The 13,963-nt window shown below is 65.4% G+C and carries 16 protein-coding genes; 8 read left to right on the top strand and 8 right to left on the bottom strand.

Features of this window, described 5'->3' with window-relative positions:
• Window positions 1-692 precede the first annotated feature (692 nt).
• The 4 genes from ACZ46K_RS00830 to ACZ46K_RS00815 all read left to right on the top strand — a co-directional run bounded on the left by ACZ46K_RS00830 (window position 693) and on the right by ACZ46K_RS00815 (window position 3,158).
• The gene (locus ACZ46K_RS00830) at window positions 693-833 is read left to right on the top strand and encodes a hypothetical protein (RefSeq protein ID WP_464743304.1); all 141 of its coding nucleotides are present in this window, start codon (window positions 693-695) and stop codon (window positions 831-833) included.
• A gap of 275 nt (window positions 834-1,108) precedes the next feature.
• Window positions 1,109-1,573, top strand: a complete 465-nt coding sequence (locus ACZ46K_RS00825; RefSeq protein WP_464743302.1) for a prevent-host-death protein — start codon at window positions 1,109-1,111, stop codon at window positions 1,571-1,573.
• Window positions 1,574-1,575: 2 nt separating this feature from the next.
• Window positions 1,576-1,926: a hypothetical protein gene (locus tag ACZ46K_RS00820; RefSeq protein ID WP_054720130.1), complete on the top strand. Its 351-nt coding sequence runs from the start codon at window positions 1,576-1,578 to the stop codon at window positions 1,924-1,926.
• A gap of 101 nt (window positions 1,927-2,027) precedes the next feature.
• Window positions 2,028-3,158, top strand: a complete 1,131-nt coding sequence (locus tag ACZ46K_RS00815) for an IS630 family transposase (RefSeq protein WP_054807598.1) — start codon at window positions 2,028-2,030, stop codon at window positions 3,156-3,158.
• A 7-nt stretch (window positions 3,159-3,165) separates the two neighbouring features.
• Here ACZ46K_RS00815 and ACZ46K_RS00810 read toward each other — a convergent pair whose 3' ends face one another.
• The 5 genes from ACZ46K_RS00810 to ACZ46K_RS00790 form a co-directional block, all read right to left on the bottom strand.
• Entirely contained in the window at window positions 3,166-4,152 is a 987-nt protein-coding gene (locus ACZ46K_RS00810; RefSeq protein WP_005570095.1) for a dihydrodipicolinate synthase family protein, read from the bottom strand.
• A gap of 222 nt (window positions 4,153-4,374) precedes the next feature.
• Window positions 4,375-5,190: a 3-(cis-5,6-dihydroxycyclohexa-1,3-dien-1-yl)propanoate dehydrogenase gene (gene hcaB / locus ACZ46K_RS00805; protein ID WP_054807227.1), complete on the bottom strand. Its 816-nt coding sequence runs from the start codon at window positions 5,188-5,190 to the stop codon at window positions 4,375-4,377.
• A gap of 5 nt (window positions 5,191-5,195) precedes the next feature.
• Window positions 5,196-5,468, bottom strand: coding sequence for a hypothetical protein (locus tag ACZ46K_RS00800; RefSeq protein WP_054807226.1), 273 nt, complete (start codon window positions 5,466-5,468; stop codon window positions 5,196-5,198).
• Between the two features lie 13 nt (window positions 5,469-5,481).
• A complete protein-coding gene (locus ACZ46K_RS00795) occupies window positions 5,482-6,000 on the bottom strand; it encodes an aromatic-ring-hydroxylating dioxygenase subunit beta (RefSeq protein ID WP_054807225.1) in 519 nt (172 codons plus the stop codon).
• Between the two features lie 3 nt (window positions 6,001-6,003).
• Complete coding sequence (locus ACZ46K_RS00790) at window positions 6,004-7,410, bottom strand: Rieske 2Fe-2S domain-containing protein (protein WP_464743300.1); 1,407 nt, start codon at window positions 7,408-7,410, stop codon at window positions 6,004-6,006.
• Window positions 7,411-7,639: 229 nt separating this feature from the next.
• Here ACZ46K_RS00790 and ACZ46K_RS00785 point away from each other — a divergent pair, with 229 nt between their 5' ends.
• Window positions 7,640-8,035: an SCP2 sterol-binding domain-containing protein gene (locus ACZ46K_RS00785; protein ID WP_464743298.1), complete on the top strand. Its 396-nt coding sequence runs from the start codon at window positions 7,640-7,642 to the stop codon at window positions 8,033-8,035.
• Between the two features lie 462 nt (window positions 8,036-8,497).
• Here ACZ46K_RS00785 and ACZ46K_RS00780 read toward each other — a convergent pair whose 3' ends face one another.
• Window positions 8,498-9,169, bottom strand: a complete 672-nt coding sequence (locus tag ACZ46K_RS00780; RefSeq protein ID WP_054807224.1) for a V4R domain-containing protein — start codon at window positions 9,167-9,169, stop codon at window positions 8,498-8,500.
• Complete coding sequence (locus ACZ46K_RS00775) at window positions 9,166-9,858, bottom strand: GntR family transcriptional regulator (protein ID WP_017681829.1); 693 nt, start codon at window positions 9,856-9,858, stop codon at window positions 9,166-9,168. Before ACZ46K_RS00775 ends, ACZ46K_RS00780 begins: the two co-directional genes overlap by 4 nt.
• A 467-nt stretch (window positions 9,859-10,325) precedes the next feature.
• Here ACZ46K_RS00775 and ACZ46K_RS00770 point away from each other — a divergent pair, with 467 nt between their 5' ends.
• Together ACZ46K_RS00770 and ACZ46K_RS00765 are read left to right on the top strand one after the other, a co-directional pair.
• Window positions 10,326-10,586, top strand: coding sequence for a rubredoxin (locus ACZ46K_RS00770; RefSeq protein ID WP_005253614.1), 261 nt, complete (start codon window positions 10,326-10,328; stop codon window positions 10,584-10,586).
• Entirely contained in the window at window positions 10,583-12,394 is a 1,812-nt protein-coding gene (locus tag ACZ46K_RS00765; RefSeq protein WP_464743296.1) for an FAD-binding protein, read from the top strand. The genes ACZ46K_RS00770 and ACZ46K_RS00765 overlap by 4 nt, the downstream gene beginning before the upstream one ends.
• Here ACZ46K_RS00765 and ACZ46K_RS00760 read toward each other — a convergent pair.
• A complete protein-coding gene (locus tag ACZ46K_RS00760) occupies window positions 12,391-12,513 on the bottom strand; it encodes a hypothetical protein (RefSeq protein WP_464743294.1) in 123 nt (40 codons plus the stop codon). The genes ACZ46K_RS00765 and ACZ46K_RS00760 overlap by 4 nt on opposite strands.
• A 263-nt stretch (window positions 12,514-12,776) precedes the next feature.
• Here ACZ46K_RS00760 and ACZ46K_RS00755 point away from each other — a divergent pair.
• Window positions 12,777-13,873, top strand: a protein-coding gene (locus ACZ46K_RS00755) for an IS3 family transposase (RefSeq protein ID WP_464743292.1) whose coding sequence is annotated in 2 segments (ribosomal slippage) — window positions 12,777-13,044 and window positions 13,044-13,873 — 1,098 coding nt in all. Because the reading frame shifts where the segments join, the coding sequence is not laid out codon by codon here.
• Window positions 13,874-13,963: the final 90 nt, after the last annotated feature.

The raw sequence follows: 13,963 nt of genomic DNA, 5'->3' as shown, positions 1-13,963 counted from the left end.
CGCGGCGCTCTCCCCGACGCTTCGCGTCGGGGAACGGGGCGGGTCGCTGCGCTCCCCACCAGGGAGCCGCTGCGCGGCTCGAACAGGGTCCCGAATCGTTGCCGTCGCCCGCGTCGCTGCGCTCCACTCGAAACCGATACTCCGTACTCACCAATATGTTTCATCGTCATCATCAGCCCGTCATCAGTAAGAATCGAGAAACCAGGACGCGCTGCGCGCGTCGTGCACACCACCGCCACACCGCTCTCAACTCGTCCCGAAGTCATGATTTCATCATACCCCACCACACCTTCATACACCCATTCCGACACGACGGTTAAAAATACGGAACATGTTTTGCAACACCAAAATACGACACTCTCATCAACATTCAATGCGCAAAACCTTTATATTCTGTTCAGTCAGACTAATTTTACCAACTTTATTTCGGCACAACATAATTGAAAAACACAGGCAAACAACGTTCGTATTGACTTTCAACACCCCATCGACAATCCTGAAGAACCAGTGGCTGACAATCTCCGTCCACTCGAAAGACCTCACTCCACGAACCGCCATCCCCATCCCCCTGCCGGCGGCAAGTGGAATCCCCGGGTCGACACGTCGACCCACCCCGGGCGCCCGCCTCCCCTACGCGGGCGCCCGGGCTTCACCACCCGCCCCACTGGCGAACTCAGAAGAAAGAACCCTCCATGATCTCCACCCTCCTCCGACCCCTCACCCACACCCTCGCACTCGCGCTCGTCCTGGCCCACACCATTCTGGACACCCCCCTGCCGAAGCTGCCCGACTGGGACAAGACCAACAACCCCACCCACAACCCACATCCGTAGTACGAGCACAAAGACATGCCCCGCCACAGCCCATACGACAGAGACAACCTCACAGCGACATCAGCTGAGGGAAAGCACATGTACATCCCCTACATGAAGAAGCACAGCACCCACCTCGACACGACATCGCCTCTCACCCAGAGATGTCGACGCGCCGAAGACAAAAAGCTTGGGCGCCGCCCTGACCTGCCTCGCACGGCAACTGACGGGAGTGCTGCCTGGCTCACCCGTGACCGCACCTAGACTTCCGAACACGTTCCGAATACCATGGGCCCATGACCATCGCAGCAGACCTCCCCGCCCGGACCCGACGCTCCTCGGACCTGAGTAAGCACTCCGCCGAGGTCTTCGCCGAGGCCGAGGACCACCCCGTCACGGTGACCCGCCGCGATGGCGAGGCACTGGTCCTGATGTCGCAACGCGAGGCCGAGGGCCGCTCGCGGCTGCTGCACTTCGCCGCGCAGCTCATCACCGTCACCCTCGACGACAGCGGCTCGCTCGCCGAGCGCATGGCCAAGGCCTTCCCGTGGATGCTCGCCCTGTCGCCCGCCGACCGGGAGTCCTGCGCGCAGGACCTCGTGGACGCGGCGCGCGCCTCGTTCTCCACCGACCAGCCGCACCTGGCGATCGCCGAGCTGACATCCTGGAAAGAGACGGCCACGGCCGTCGCCGCAGGGCTCGGCAGTGCCGACCTCGAGTGGCTCGACAACGACGCTGCCGAGACCGTAGGGCGTCCGTAATCGTGGCGGCCGCCAAGAAGGGCGAGCTGGTCCCCCGCCCTCCGAAGAAAGTCGAGTACGAGATCCGCTTCGCCACCACCGACGCCGAAAAGGGGTGGCGGGACCTTGTCGCGACGATCCGTAACCCGATGACGGAGACCTGGGACTTCCTCACGCGGACGCCCCTGGCCACGACCGCGACGAACTACCGGCTCAAGGGCGAGCTCGGCATAATCTCGCGCGGTGGCGCGACCCACCAGCGCTGGCAGCACAAACCGACGGCGCAGGGCACCGCACGCATCTGGTACTACGTCCACGAGCGAACGGTCTTCCTGGAGCAGGTCCACACCAGCCACCCGAACGAAACGAAGTAACCGGGGCAGCTAGTGCCGCACCCGTGAACCTTCGCCCCGTTCTGGGCCGACACGCCGACCAGTTGCGGCATATCGGCCACGGCATCGGTCAACCTGGTCGAGTGGCAGAACGAGTACGAGTGCGAGAACTCGACGACGACGAAGGCAAACGGCTGGTACGGATCATCCGCCGCGGCACCGGATCGGTGGTGACCTGGCGCCGCGCCCAGATGATCCTGCTCTCCGCCCAGAACATGCCGGTGCCCAAGATCGCCGAAGTCAGCTTCACCAGCGCCGACCGTGTCCGCGACGTGATCCACAACTTCAACACCGACGGATTCGACTCGCTCTACCCGAAATACGCCGGCGGCCGGCCCAAGAAATTCACCCTCCCCGAACGCCGCGAGATCAAGAAGATCGCCAAATCGGTCCCGACCGAACACGACCTGCCGTTCTCGACCTGGAGCCTGACCAAACTCGCCGAGTTCCTGGTCGCCGAGGGGGTGATCGACGACATCAGCCACGAAGGTCTACGCGTGCTGCTCCGCGAGGAGGGTGTCTCCTTTCAAAAAGTGAAAACCTGGAAACGGTCCAAAGACCCGGACTACGCGGTCAAGAAGGCGCGAGTGGAGCACCTGTACGCTCTCGCCGACGGCGACGTGGTACCCGAACCTGATGAGCCACAGGTGATCTTCTGTCTCGACGAGTTCGGGCCCTTGAACTTGCAGCCGCATCCAGGTCGGCAGTGGGCCGAGCGTGGCGGCAAGCACAAGGACCCGAACCGCGAGCCGCGACGTCGACGGGCGACGTACAACCGTCCGCACGGGGTTCGGCATCTGTTCGCCGCGTACGACCTGGGCAAGGACAAGCTGTTCGGGCATGTGAAGACAACGAAGAACCGCACCAAGTTCCTCGAATTCTGCCGCTACCTGCGCACCTTGTATCCGGCCGAGGTCCGTATCGCGATCGTGTGCGACAACTTCGCACCGCACCTGACCACGAGAAAGTGCCAACGGGTCGCCGAGTGGGCGGAGGCGAACAATGTCGAATTCGCGTACACGCCGACGAACAGTTCGTGGCTGAACCGTATCGAGGCGCAGTTCACGGCGTTGCGGTACTTCGCGCTCGATGGCACCGATCACGGCAGTCATCGGGAGCAGGCGTCGATGATTCGTCGGTACATCATCTGGCGTAACAAGCACGCCGAGGATCAACGGCTACGCGAGATCGTCGACAGGGCAAACGTAGCCTGATGCGGCACTAGTTCGTGGTGGTGATTTCGTCGACGAGATGGCGCCACCGACGTCCGTTTTCGCGCGCCCCCTCGGCATAGGCCTCGGGTGCTGTCAGAAATGGGGGACGGGCGGGCCCGGCGTTGATGTAGCCAGCCTCGTCGAAGCGGAGCTTCTCCAGGGTGACGTTGTACTTGGAGAACTCGGGGAAGTTGGTACGGGCGAGGAACGGCTCGTAGGTCCAGTCGATGCGATGGGTCAGATGTCGCGCCGCATCGAGGTTTCCGGACGCGAGTGCGTCCCGAAGGGCGAGCACGGGCTCCGGGCCGCACAGCGCGCTGCTGCTCCAACAGCCAAGCGCCTCGTCCGGGTAGAGGGTGCGGGTCGCCAGCCAGTCGCTTTCGAGCGGCAGCAGCCGCATCTTGCCGTCGACCGCGGCGATGTCCACCGCGAACTTCGGGGTGAGCGCAATGTATTTCGCGCCGATGACCTGGGGCAGCGTGGCGAGCTCGGCGTAGACCGGTGATGGGATCGGGCCTTTGAATGCTTCAGGGTTGTCGTAGAGCACGATTGCCATGTCGGGGAACGTGTCGGCGATATCGCGGTAGAAGGCGGCCATCGTGTCGGCGCCGAGTCCGCCCCACATCGGACGACCGAGGAACACCCCCTGTATCCCGAGATCTTCCAGGAAGCGGATCCGGTCGACGGTGTCACGGGTATTCAGTGTGGTCGCCCCGATGAACAGCGGCAGGTCGGGGGCGACCTCGGACACGACTTCGGACACGCGCCGTGTGAATGCCTGCCACTCGGTGAGGGTCAGGGTTGCCATCTCGCCGAGCGTGCCGTTGGTGATGATGCCGTCGACGCCGTCGGCGATCAGCCGCCGGATCATCCGGTCCGTCTCCTCGAGGTCGACCGTGTCGCGCCCGGCGAGCTCCCCCGCGCCGGGGAGCGCCGGGGTCGGCGTGACCGCGACGACGCCGCGCAGGTCATTGACTCCGAACTTTTGTGCCATGCCATCTCCGATGTGAAGGTGTCGTTTCCAATGTCGTCGTTTGACGTCCTAACGGTTCGGGAAGCGCCCCCCGCGCGGTGGCCGCTGAAGGTCAGGAACGGTCGGGCTGGGCAGGAATGATCGCAGCGGACACCAGCCCGACGGCGGGGACCTTCGCCGTGCTGGTGGACCTCCGAACCCGTCACGGCGCGTGGGAGGAGTGGCCCACCCACGCGCCGACCCTCACTGCGCGAGACCCGCCATCCGCGTCATACCGCGGACCCCGAGACCGCCGTCGCTGTTGATGATGGTGCCGGTCACCGCCGAGGTCCGCTCCCGCGAGGCGAGAAGCGCGTATGCCCATGAGTGATCCTCAGGCTGGGCGACGATGCCCAACGGATTGATGCCCTCGATCAAACCCTCGATGTCCGGCACGTCCTTGAGATGTTGGCCCTCGTTGGCCAGAGCAGGGATGCCGCGCAGCTCGGTGATGGTGCCGCCTGGTGCCACGCCGTTGACGCGCACCTTCGGCGCCAGCTCGTACGCGAGCTCGGTCACGAGGCCGCGTACGGCGAACTTCGACGACACGTACAGCGGGCCGCCGCCACCGGCGTAGAACGCAGCGTTGGAGAGGGTGAGAATGATGTCGCCCTCGTTCTCGATCAGCTCGTCGAGCGCCGCCTTCACGCTGAGCAGGTTGCTCTTGACGTTGACGCCGAAGAGTTGATCGAATGCCTCGCTGATCTTGTCCTTGGGCAGTTGCGGAATCTCGGTGAAGTAGTCGAATACGCCGACCACGCAGACGAGCGTGGTGAGCGGCCCGAACGCGTCCACGACGTCGGCGACGGCGCGTTCGTTGTCGGCCATCGACGTGGCGTCGCCTTCCGTCACCACGACGGAGTCGGCGGGCAGTGCGTTACGCAGGTCCTTCACCTTCTCCGGGGAGATCTCGAGGATCCCCACTTTTGCGCCCTGTTGCACGTAGAGCTCGACCACAGCGCGGCCGATACCCGATCCGCCGCCGGTGACGAGCGCCACCTTGCCGTCCAGGAATCCCAAGGGAATCAGTCCTTTCTGAATAGAGCCGACAGGGGGCTCGCTTTGAGTTCCGAGCCCGGTCCGTAGGGCGTGTCGAGCAGCGCCGCGTACATGTCCGGCGTCTGCCAGGTGAGGCTCTCGAGTTGCAGCGGATCCAGATGGGTCTGGAATCTGAGGCGCGGCGAGGTGATGACGAGGCGCTCACCACTGCCGGTGCGGGTGTAGCCGACCTGGATCACCGTGAACTCGTTGGCGATCTGGATTATCGGTTCTCCGCGGTCGTTGTGGATGATGCTCATGTAGGCTCCTCCGTCACATGATCAGGGCGAGGTTGTGTGTCATTATCGTGGTCTGATCAAGCAGCACAACACGTTTGGCGAGACGGAAGCCGTCGCCCGCGCGCCGGAGCACGTCCTTACGTTCGCCCGAGAGGATGTCGTAGGTAGCAACGTCACCGCGGGTGCGGTAGAGCAGCAGGTTCGAGGTAACCTCGAACTCGTCCTCGCTATCGCCCGGCGCGACTTGAACGTTGGTGACGAAGTGCCGTGAGCGCGACGGCGGGTCCTCTGCCCACGCGTACTCGGTCTCGAGGCGCAGCACGCGCATCTCCATCGAGTCCGCGTCGTCGTCCATGTGGGTCATTCCCTCGACGACGTCGGTCACGGCCTCACGCTCCCGGGTGACCCTCAGGGGCACAATGTAGCTCAGGTCCTCGGCGACGAGGTCCATCCATTCCCGGTACCTACCGGCGTCGAGCAGCCCGGCCTCCATGTAGAGCCAGTCGGTGATCTCACGGACGGTGGTGGCCGAGATCTGTGTCTGCGTACTCATGGCCTACGCCTCCGCTTTCGCTGGGGTCTTGGGGGCGGCCGGCGCCGACGTCTCCACCTTGCCGTTGCCGTTGCTGTTGCCGGCGTGCAGCGGTGTGTCCGCGAGCATGAGCTGCATCCAGTATTCGAGGAAGTTGCGCTGGTTGGCCTCGGCGTAGTCCATCGGGTAGGCCTCCCCGGGTCCGGGCCAGTTCGGGTCGGGCTCGTGAACGCCGCGCCCCATCTGGTAGTTGAGCTCCCCTGTCTTGGCGAACTGACCACCCAGAACACGGGTGATACTGCGCCAGTTCTCGGCGTCGTCCTGTTCGAAGGCACCGGAGATCCCGAAGGTGTGCAGGTAGGCCTTGTAGCTCTCGTCCTTGAACCAGTCGGGCGCCTCCTTTTCGACGAGGAAGAACGACATCACCTCCATCTTGTCCGGTCCGAGCGGGTGCCAGAGGCGCAGCGTCAGGAACGGCGACGGCGGGGAGAGGTGATCCCTGGCCATCAGGAAGTTGCCGATCGACAGATTCGGGAACACGGTGCCATGGATGAAGGCATTGGGCCGGAAGATCTCGACCTGCTCCGGCGTGAGCCGACGCCCCAACTCCTCGACGATGTTCTCCGGCATGCCCATGAACTCCGGCAGCGGCATACCCGGCGGCGGACCGATGATGCCCAGGCCGTGACCGTGCTCGGTGTGGACGTGCTCTCCGTAGAGCGCGAACTGCGGGTCGGGCGGGGCGAGCCCCAGCTCGACCATCGAGCGGTGGGTCATCAGGGTGTGGTAGGCGTCGCCGACGAAGTTGTCTGCGCCGAGCTTCCAGTTCGCGTCGATCACGTACCGCTGCGGGGCGCCGACGACCTGCAGCCCGGCGTCACTGCGGTCCAGAACAATATCGAGGTAGAACTTCATATCGCCGAGGTAGTCCTCCAGCGAATCGGCGTTCGGGTCCAGCGAGCCGAAGATCAGGCCCTTGTAGGTGGCCAGGTTCGGCATCGGCCGCAGGTTCCAGTCGGACTTCTTCAGCTGATTGCCGTACGCGTCCTTGCCGGCCGGCACGCCGACCAAACTTCCCGTGTTGCTGTAGGTCCAGCCGTGGTACGGGCACCGGAAGTGTGAGGCGTTCCCCATCTCCGCGCGGCACACCTGCATACCGCGGTGGCGGCAAGCGTTGAGGTGCCCGCGGATTTCGCCGTCCTCGTCGCGGCAGACGATGAACTGATCCTCGGAGATGTACCGCACGACGTAATCACCGCGCTCGGGGATCTCACTCTCATGCGCGAGAAAGACCCACGCGTGACCGAAGACCCGCTCGCGCTCGACGTCGTGCACCTCGGGATCGTTGATGATCGAGGCGGGGACGGTCCAGTTGGACTTCACGTCGTGCAAACCCTTCTGGAGGGTCTGCCGGAGTTCGTTGCTCAGCATGCTTTCGGCTTTCTCGAGTCAGACATTCTCTTTCTCCTTCTGGAAGTGCGGGCCTACGAACCCTGAAAGTGCGGGCCTACGAAGCGAATTCGACCCCGCGCAAAGCCAGCTACTTGACTGACGTTCTACCATGTTAGTATCTTTGCTCACATCGGTCAACTTAATTTTGTGTCGCAGGTCACCGACGACCGGATTGTGTGTCGTGGGCCACCAACAAGGAGAGCGCAATATGACAACACCCGTCCTTTCACCCGAGTGGATGCAGACATACGGCGAGCGGTGGAACAACACCGAGGCGACACGCCAGGGACTCAAGAAACTGAGCATGGTCATCGAGTACCGACTCGCCGAGGACGAGAGCCGCGCAGGTCAGATCCAGGTGGTCCTCGGCGAGGTCGTCCGGGCGGGCGCCCCGGCTGACGGCGTCAAGCCCGAGTTCGTGCTGACAGCCAATACGGACACCTGGCAGCGCCTCGGCCGGGGCGAACTTCCGGCATCCAAGGCGATGGTCACCCGCAAGGTCAAGTTCCGCGGCCCCATGTCGGTCGCTTTGGCGAACCTTCCATCCCTGGAAGCAGCGATGAAGATGATGGGCCAGATCGACGGCACCGACTGGTCGGTGTGACCGGAAAGCCTCGCGCACGAGGGTGGTGTCCGCCCTGCATCGAGCATCCGACGCGGAACGACAGATGAGGACCGTCCCGGTCGACGCGCGACCGGGACGCCGCCCTGGGCCAGGTCACATCATCAGCATTGGACATGCGCGGGTCGAGTACACACGGCACTCCACCGATGATGCCGAGGGCGCGTTACCTTGCCCTGCCGCAGCGAGGTTGGGACCCGCTGCGGCCCTTGATCATTCCAACCTGAAGCGACGGGCGGGCTGTGCGGACCTCTCGTTGGCGTAGCGCGTGCCCGTGCTCGTCGGCTGCCCACATCGTTCGTCTTTCCCTTGCGCGCGCCGCGGTTGGACGCTGCTGCGTCAGGGCGAAAGGGGTGTGGTCAGCGCCAGTACCCAGGGCTCGCATGAACTGTGGCGCACGCAAGGGGTCGCCGCTCGTCAGCCGGCAACCTTGCCGACGCGTCGTCAGGCGGACGCGGCGCGGGGCATACTGGCCGGCATCACTTTGTACTGCTTGGTCGGGCGGTGCAGGCGCGGATCGCGCATCCACAGCGACACACGATCGCGGTGGGCCATCGCGAAGCGGCAGTACGACACGCCCTCTGCCCGACAGGCGATCTCTTGCACATCGATTGGGAGGCCTGTCGCCTCCGAGGCCCAGCCCGCCGCGTATCCCGCCTGGAGATGGCAGGCCCGGCTGCGGTGCCCGTCGTTCAGCGCCTCTCGCGCACTGAACGAGTTGTCCGACTCCCACAGCACGAGGATGTCCTCGTCGAGCTTGGGCTCCCATAGCAGCAGTTGCACGTCTCCGTAGCCCGCCCATGCGAAGTGGAACGGGCCGGTAAGCACGCGATACTGCGGTTCGGTCATGCCGATCTTGCGGTCCGCGAAGAACGCCGCCGCGTGGCTGAGCCCGATGAGCCGACCGAACCGGTACATCACCGCGGGTGCCAGCTCGGCACCGAGGATCTCGACCAACTCGCGCGGCAGGTCGCTGGCCACGACGTGGGTCGGAACCAGGGCGTGTGGAACGCCGGCGAGCGACACCTGGGCATGGCCGGGGTCGCGCGTGAAGCGCTCCTGGTACTCACACATGTCGTCGAGGGCACGAGCGATCAATGCCGACAGCTGTGTCATGGCTTCTCTCCTCCTCGCCGCGGGGCGGCGACACCCTCCAGGTAGGCGACGAAGCGGTCGCCGCACCGACGGGTGTGCTGCTCTGCGAGGGTCCGGGCGCGCTTGGTGGCACGTCGCTCGAGCGCCTCGAAGATGGCCCGATGCTCGGTTCTGGATTCCGTCATCGACTCCCCCATCTGGTCGCCCGTGAACGGAAGCCGCGCAAGCTGATAGCGCAGCAGCGACCACACGCCCTCGACGTTCTGGATGAGCCGCGGCATGCCGCTACCCTCGATGATCTTCAGGTGGAACTCGTAGTTGAGGTCACCGTAGGCCACTTCGTCCCCATGATCAATGGCCGCTTCCATCCGCTCGAGCACGCCACCGAGCTCAGCGAGCTGCTGGGCGCTCATCGCTTTGGCGGCCACCTCGGCGGCGAGGCCCTCGAGCACGCCACGTATCGCGAACAGCTCGGTGACGGTCGTGGAACTCGGCCGAACAACGCGACACCCGACCTGGGGGATGATCTCCACGAGTCCCTCTGACTCCAGTCGCTTGAGGGCCTCGGACACCGGCGTGCGACTGATCTGCAGCTCCTCGGACAGCGCATAAGTCGAGAGCGTGTCGCCCGGCTGCCAGCGACCGCGGAGGATCTCCGCGGTGAGCTGCTCATACGCTTGACCGCTTCGATTGAGGCGCTGACTGACCATGGGATCCTAGGTGTGCGAAGTGATCGATTCACTCCAGTGTATTGCACCCGTGGACGCGTACCCGATCCGACTAGAATGTTACTACGCTAGCCGGGTACGGTTGATGCCACTGCGGTGTGGTGGATCACCCGAACCCACGCCGACGGCTTGGCCGACACCATGAACGTAACACGCGCCGGAACATCAAGCTCTGCAACGCTTCTTCGATAGTCCACGCCGGGACAACCGAGCCGACGGTAAATGACGGAGTGGGATCTCGCCGAGGCCAGGCGGTCGAGGGCCTCCCGGGTGATCGACGTCCGCGCAGGCATCGTGCGCCGCCGGCACCGGCGCACGATGCCTGCCGAGTCCCACCCTGATCCGTGGACCAGCCGTGTCCACCGACGGGGAGGTCTGTGGCAAACCACCTTCCACTATGTTCAATAGCGCGCTAGCATACTAGTATCAAACACACCTGAGGAGGGTTCATGAAGATTCTGATCGCGACGGAAGAGACACAGGCGGACCCGGCAACCGAGCTGTGGGTCTGCGAGGTCTGTGAAGACGTGTACGACCCCCAGCTGGGTGACCCGGACGGTGGCATCCCCCCGGGAACTGCCTTCCAGGACATCCCCGACGACTGGGTCTGTCCGGTCTGCGGGGCGCGCAAGAAGGAATTCCGGAAGCTCAGGCCGGGCGAGGAATACCAGGACGTGAGCGAAGACCTCGTGACGGGAGAGCTGGGATGAACGCTTCCGGCAGCGGCCGCGTCCTCGTCTGCCTCAAGCAGGTACCCGCCCCGGGGGCGGTCGCCTTCGACGAACGCACCAAGCGCATTCGCCGCGATTCCGACGCCGCGATCACCAACCCCGCCGATCTGTGTGCTCTCGCGCACGCGCTGTCGCTTCGCGACGCGCTCGGCTGGGAGGTGGTCGTCGTCACCATGGGGCCGCCCGCCGCCCAGGCCACCCTCGTCGACGCACTACGCCGAGGCGCCGACCGCGCCGTCCATCTTCTCGACCGGCGTTTCGCTGGCGCCGACACGCTGGCGACGGCGCGCGCGATCACCCGGGTCGTCGAACGTGAAGCGCCGGACCTCGTCCTCACCGGCCGCTGGACGCTTGACGGCGCCACCGCACAGGTCGGTCCGCAGGTCGCCGAACTGGCCGGGCTGCCGCAACTCACGCAAGTCGTGGCCCTGCATACCGGCGACGACGGTCGCATCCGGGCCGAGGTGGAAACCGACGTCGGCACCGAGGACTGGGCCATCGAGCTGCCGGGGTTGGTGTCGGTCGGACGTGGAATCGAGCCGCCCTGGGTCGTCGACGCCGCCGACGCCGCGGCCATCGAGACGGTCACCGCCGATGATCTCGGAGGAGGGCCCCGCGACTTCGGGACCCGCGGCTCGCCGACCTTCGTCGTCGAGATCCGTCCCGGCCGCAGTATGCGCTCCACGGAGCACGGCGCCGACGCCCCCGCCGCCGCCAGCATGCTGGCCGCCGCGTTCGCGGCGGCCCGCGAGGACCTCCGGCCCGCGACCTACGCTGCCGGTCCGGCATCCCCGCCGCGGGAGATCTGGGCGGTCGCCGAGCCGCTGCCGGGTGGCGGGCTGCACCCCACCAGCCTCGAGGCCCTCGCCTGCGCCCGCTCGATCGCTGCCGAGCTGCACTCCACGACCGTTGCCGTCCTCCCCGGTGCGCACGGCAGCGACGCGCCGCGCGTCCTGCACGCGCACGGGGCGGACCGGGTGATCGTGCTCGGTGACGCCGGGCTCGAGGAGTACGCCACGGAGCCGTTCACGAGCGCCCTCAGTGCGGCGATCACCGCCGGCTCGCCGTTCGCGGTGATCGCCCCGTTCAGCGCCCGGGGCCGCGACTACGCGCCGCGCGTCGCGGCCCGGTTGGGCCTCGGGCTCACCGGGGATTTCGTCGCGCTCGAGGTACGCGGCGCGGACGGCGACGACCCGGACCTGCTCTGGCTCAAGCCGGCGCTCGCGGGGAACGTGCTCGCGCCTGTCATCGCGCACACCACCCCTTCGATGGGCACACTGCGCCCCGGGTCCTTTCCGGTCGCCGCCGTCCGAGACGAGGGCGATCCGCAGGTCGACGTCCTCGGGCCGGCGGCCCAGGTCGCCGACGACCGGTGCACGCCGATCGAGCGGCGCGTCGAGAATCCTGACGCTCCCCATCTGACAGCGGCGCGGGTGGTCATCGGCCTGGGCCCCGGGCTCGATGCGGCGACGCGCCGGGTGGCCGAGCAGTTGGCTCAGGCGACTGGCGGCGCGGTGGCGGCCACCCCAGCGGCGGTGGCCGCGGGCGACGCACCGCGGCAGATCGAGATCGGGCCACTCGCCCGCACGATCGCCCCCTCGATCTATCTGGGCCTGGGGAGACATGACCCCGGGACCCTCCGTGCGGTGAGTGGAGCAGGGCAGATCGTCGTGGTAGACCCCGACGCCCAGCTCGACGAACTGTCCGGCCTCGCCGACGCAGTCGTCACTGCGGATATCGAACCGGTACTTGGTGATCTGTTGGGGCTTGTCGAGGCGGTGCACTAATCCCTCCTCCGGAAGTCACCGCCCCGATCGGCGTCGGGGAACGGATCCGGCAGCATCGCCAACCACTTCCGCAGCAGCACATCGATCCGTGCCCCGGTGAGCCGGTCGCAGATCGCCATGCAGCACGACCGGATCGTCGACCGCGGGCGAACGCGTTGTCGAGTGCCAGTGCGGTGAACCCGAGCCCTGCCCTCGCGGCCTGACGCTCGGCCCGGTGGCGGCCGTTGATACAGAGTTTGGCGTTGCAGGGGAATGGACGAGCAGAACTCAAGGAAGAACGGGCCGAAGTCGGCGGCGACGTGGCATGTTCCCATTGAGTGGGTCCGGCCTGATCTAGAGTCCTGATTGCCCTGATGAGGGCGGAGAAGGGACGATAAGGATCATGGCGGGACGCAAACGTCACTCGGCGGAAGACATCGTGCGCAAGCTGCGCCGGGCCGACGAGTTGGCCGCGGAAGGTAAGAACGGCGAGGAGATCGCCGCTGCACTCGAGGTGTCGGCGGCGACCCTGTATAACTGGCGTCGCCAGTACGGCGGCATGGATGCCGATGCAGCGAAGGAACTCAAGGAACTGCGGGAGCAGAACAGCCGGCTCAAGCGACTGCTCGCCGATGCCGAGTTGGAGAAGGACGCGTTGCGGGAGATCGCGAAGGGAAAATTCTGAGCCCGACCGCCAAACGCGCCGCGATCACCATGCTCACCGGCACCATGCAGATGTCGGAGCGGTTCGCGTGCAAGGTTGTTGGGCTCTCCCGATCAGTTTACCGGCGGCTGCCGTTGGCGCAGACGCCGGACGACCCGGATGCCGATCTGCGTTCAGAGCTACGCAGATATTCCCGTCAGCATCCGCGGCACGGGTTCCGTCGAGCGTGGGCGTGGCTGCGCTACGACCAGGGCATCGAGGTGAACAAGAAGAAGGTTCACCGCCTGTGGAAGGAAGAAGGACTGCAGGTACGGCGTACCCCACGCCGCAAACGTGCCGGCCAGTCCTCCGTTCCAGTCGTCGACGCGGATGCTCCGAATGTTGTGTGGGCATTGGACTTCCAGTTCGACTCGACCGTCGACGGCAAGACGGTGAAGATCGCGTCGATGGTCGATGAACACACCCGGATGTCGTTGTTGAACATCGTGGACCGCTCGATCACCGCCGGCCGGTTGATCGAGGGCTTGGAGAAGGCGTTCGCGATGTGGGGCGGTCCACCGCTGGTGTTGCGCATGGACAACGGGCCCGAGTTCATCTCAGAGGCGCTGCGGGCCTTCTGTGCTGGGTCTGTGGGGGTGTCCTACATTCCGCCGGGCACGCCGTGGAACAACGGGTTCATCGAGTCGTTCAACAACCGGCTGCGCGATGAATGTCTGAACCGCAACTACTGGCCCACACTGCTCGAGGCCCGCGTGGTGATCGAGGACTTCAAGGACGACCACAATCACCGACACCGTTCTCTGGGGTTGGATCAACCGTTGTGTGACGTTGCATAGGTTCGCGACACGGGACAGTGTGCAACACATCTCCCGGGTTGTGGTGCTCGTGGCTGGTAGGTGTACAGGTGCCTGCTGCGAGAGGAGACC

It is taken from the genome of Rhodococcus sp. JCM 9793, assembly GCF_055380405.1.
This window is presented reverse-complemented; position numbering and strand designations above follow the sequence as displayed.

What these genes read in the sequence shown, in the direction of transcription:
- ACZ46K_RS00760 (WP_464743294.1), bottom strand. Translation starts at nt 12,513, where the DNA reads ATGGCGATCTGCGACCGGCTCACCGGGGCACGGATCGATGTGCTGCTG.
- ACZ46K_RS00795 (WP_054807225.1), bottom strand. Translation starts at nt 6,000, where the DNA reads ATGAGTACGCAGACACAGATCTCGGCCACCACCGTCCGTGAGATCACC.
- ACZ46K_RS00765 (WP_464743296.1), top strand. Translation starts at nt 10,583, where the DNA reads ATGAACGCTTCCGGCAGCGGCCGCGTCCTCGTCTGCCTCAAGCAGGTA.
- ACZ46K_RS00830 (WP_464743304.1), top strand. Translation starts at nt 693, where the DNA reads ATGATCTCCACCCTCCTCCGACCCCTCACCCACACCCTCGCACTCGCG.
- ACZ46K_RS00785 (WP_464743298.1), top strand. Translation starts at nt 7,640, where the DNA reads ATGACAACACCCGTCCTTTCACCCGAGTGGATGCAGACATACGGCGAG.
- ACZ46K_RS00810 (WP_005570095.1), bottom strand. Translation starts at nt 4,152, where the DNA reads ATGGCACAAAAGTTCGGAGTCAATGACCTGCGCGGCGTCGTCGCGGTC.
- ACZ46K_RS00790 (WP_464743300.1), bottom strand. Translation starts at nt 7,410, where the DNA reads ATGCTGAGCAACGAACTCCGGCAGACCCTCCAGAAGGGTTTGCACGAC.
- ACZ46K_RS00800 (WP_054807226.1), bottom strand. Translation starts at nt 5,468, where the DNA reads ATGAGCATCATCCACAACGACCGCGGAGAACCGATAATCCAGATCGCC.
- ACZ46K_RS00780 (WP_054807224.1), bottom strand. Translation starts at nt 9,169, where the DNA reads ATGACACAGCTGTCGGCATTGATCGCTCGTGCCCTCGACGACATGTGT.
- ACZ46K_RS00775 (WP_017681829.1), bottom strand. Translation starts at nt 9,858, where the DNA reads ATGGTCAGTCAGCGCCTCAATCGAAGCGGTCAAGCGTATGAGCAGCTC.
- ACZ46K_RS00770 (WP_005253614.1), top strand. Translation starts at nt 10,326, where the DNA reads ATGAAGATTCTGATCGCGACGGAAGAGACACAGGCGGACCCGGCAACC.
- ACZ46K_RS00825 (WP_464743302.1), top strand. Translation starts at nt 1,109, where the DNA reads ATGACCATCGCAGCAGACCTCCCCGCCCGGACCCGACGCTCCTCGGAC.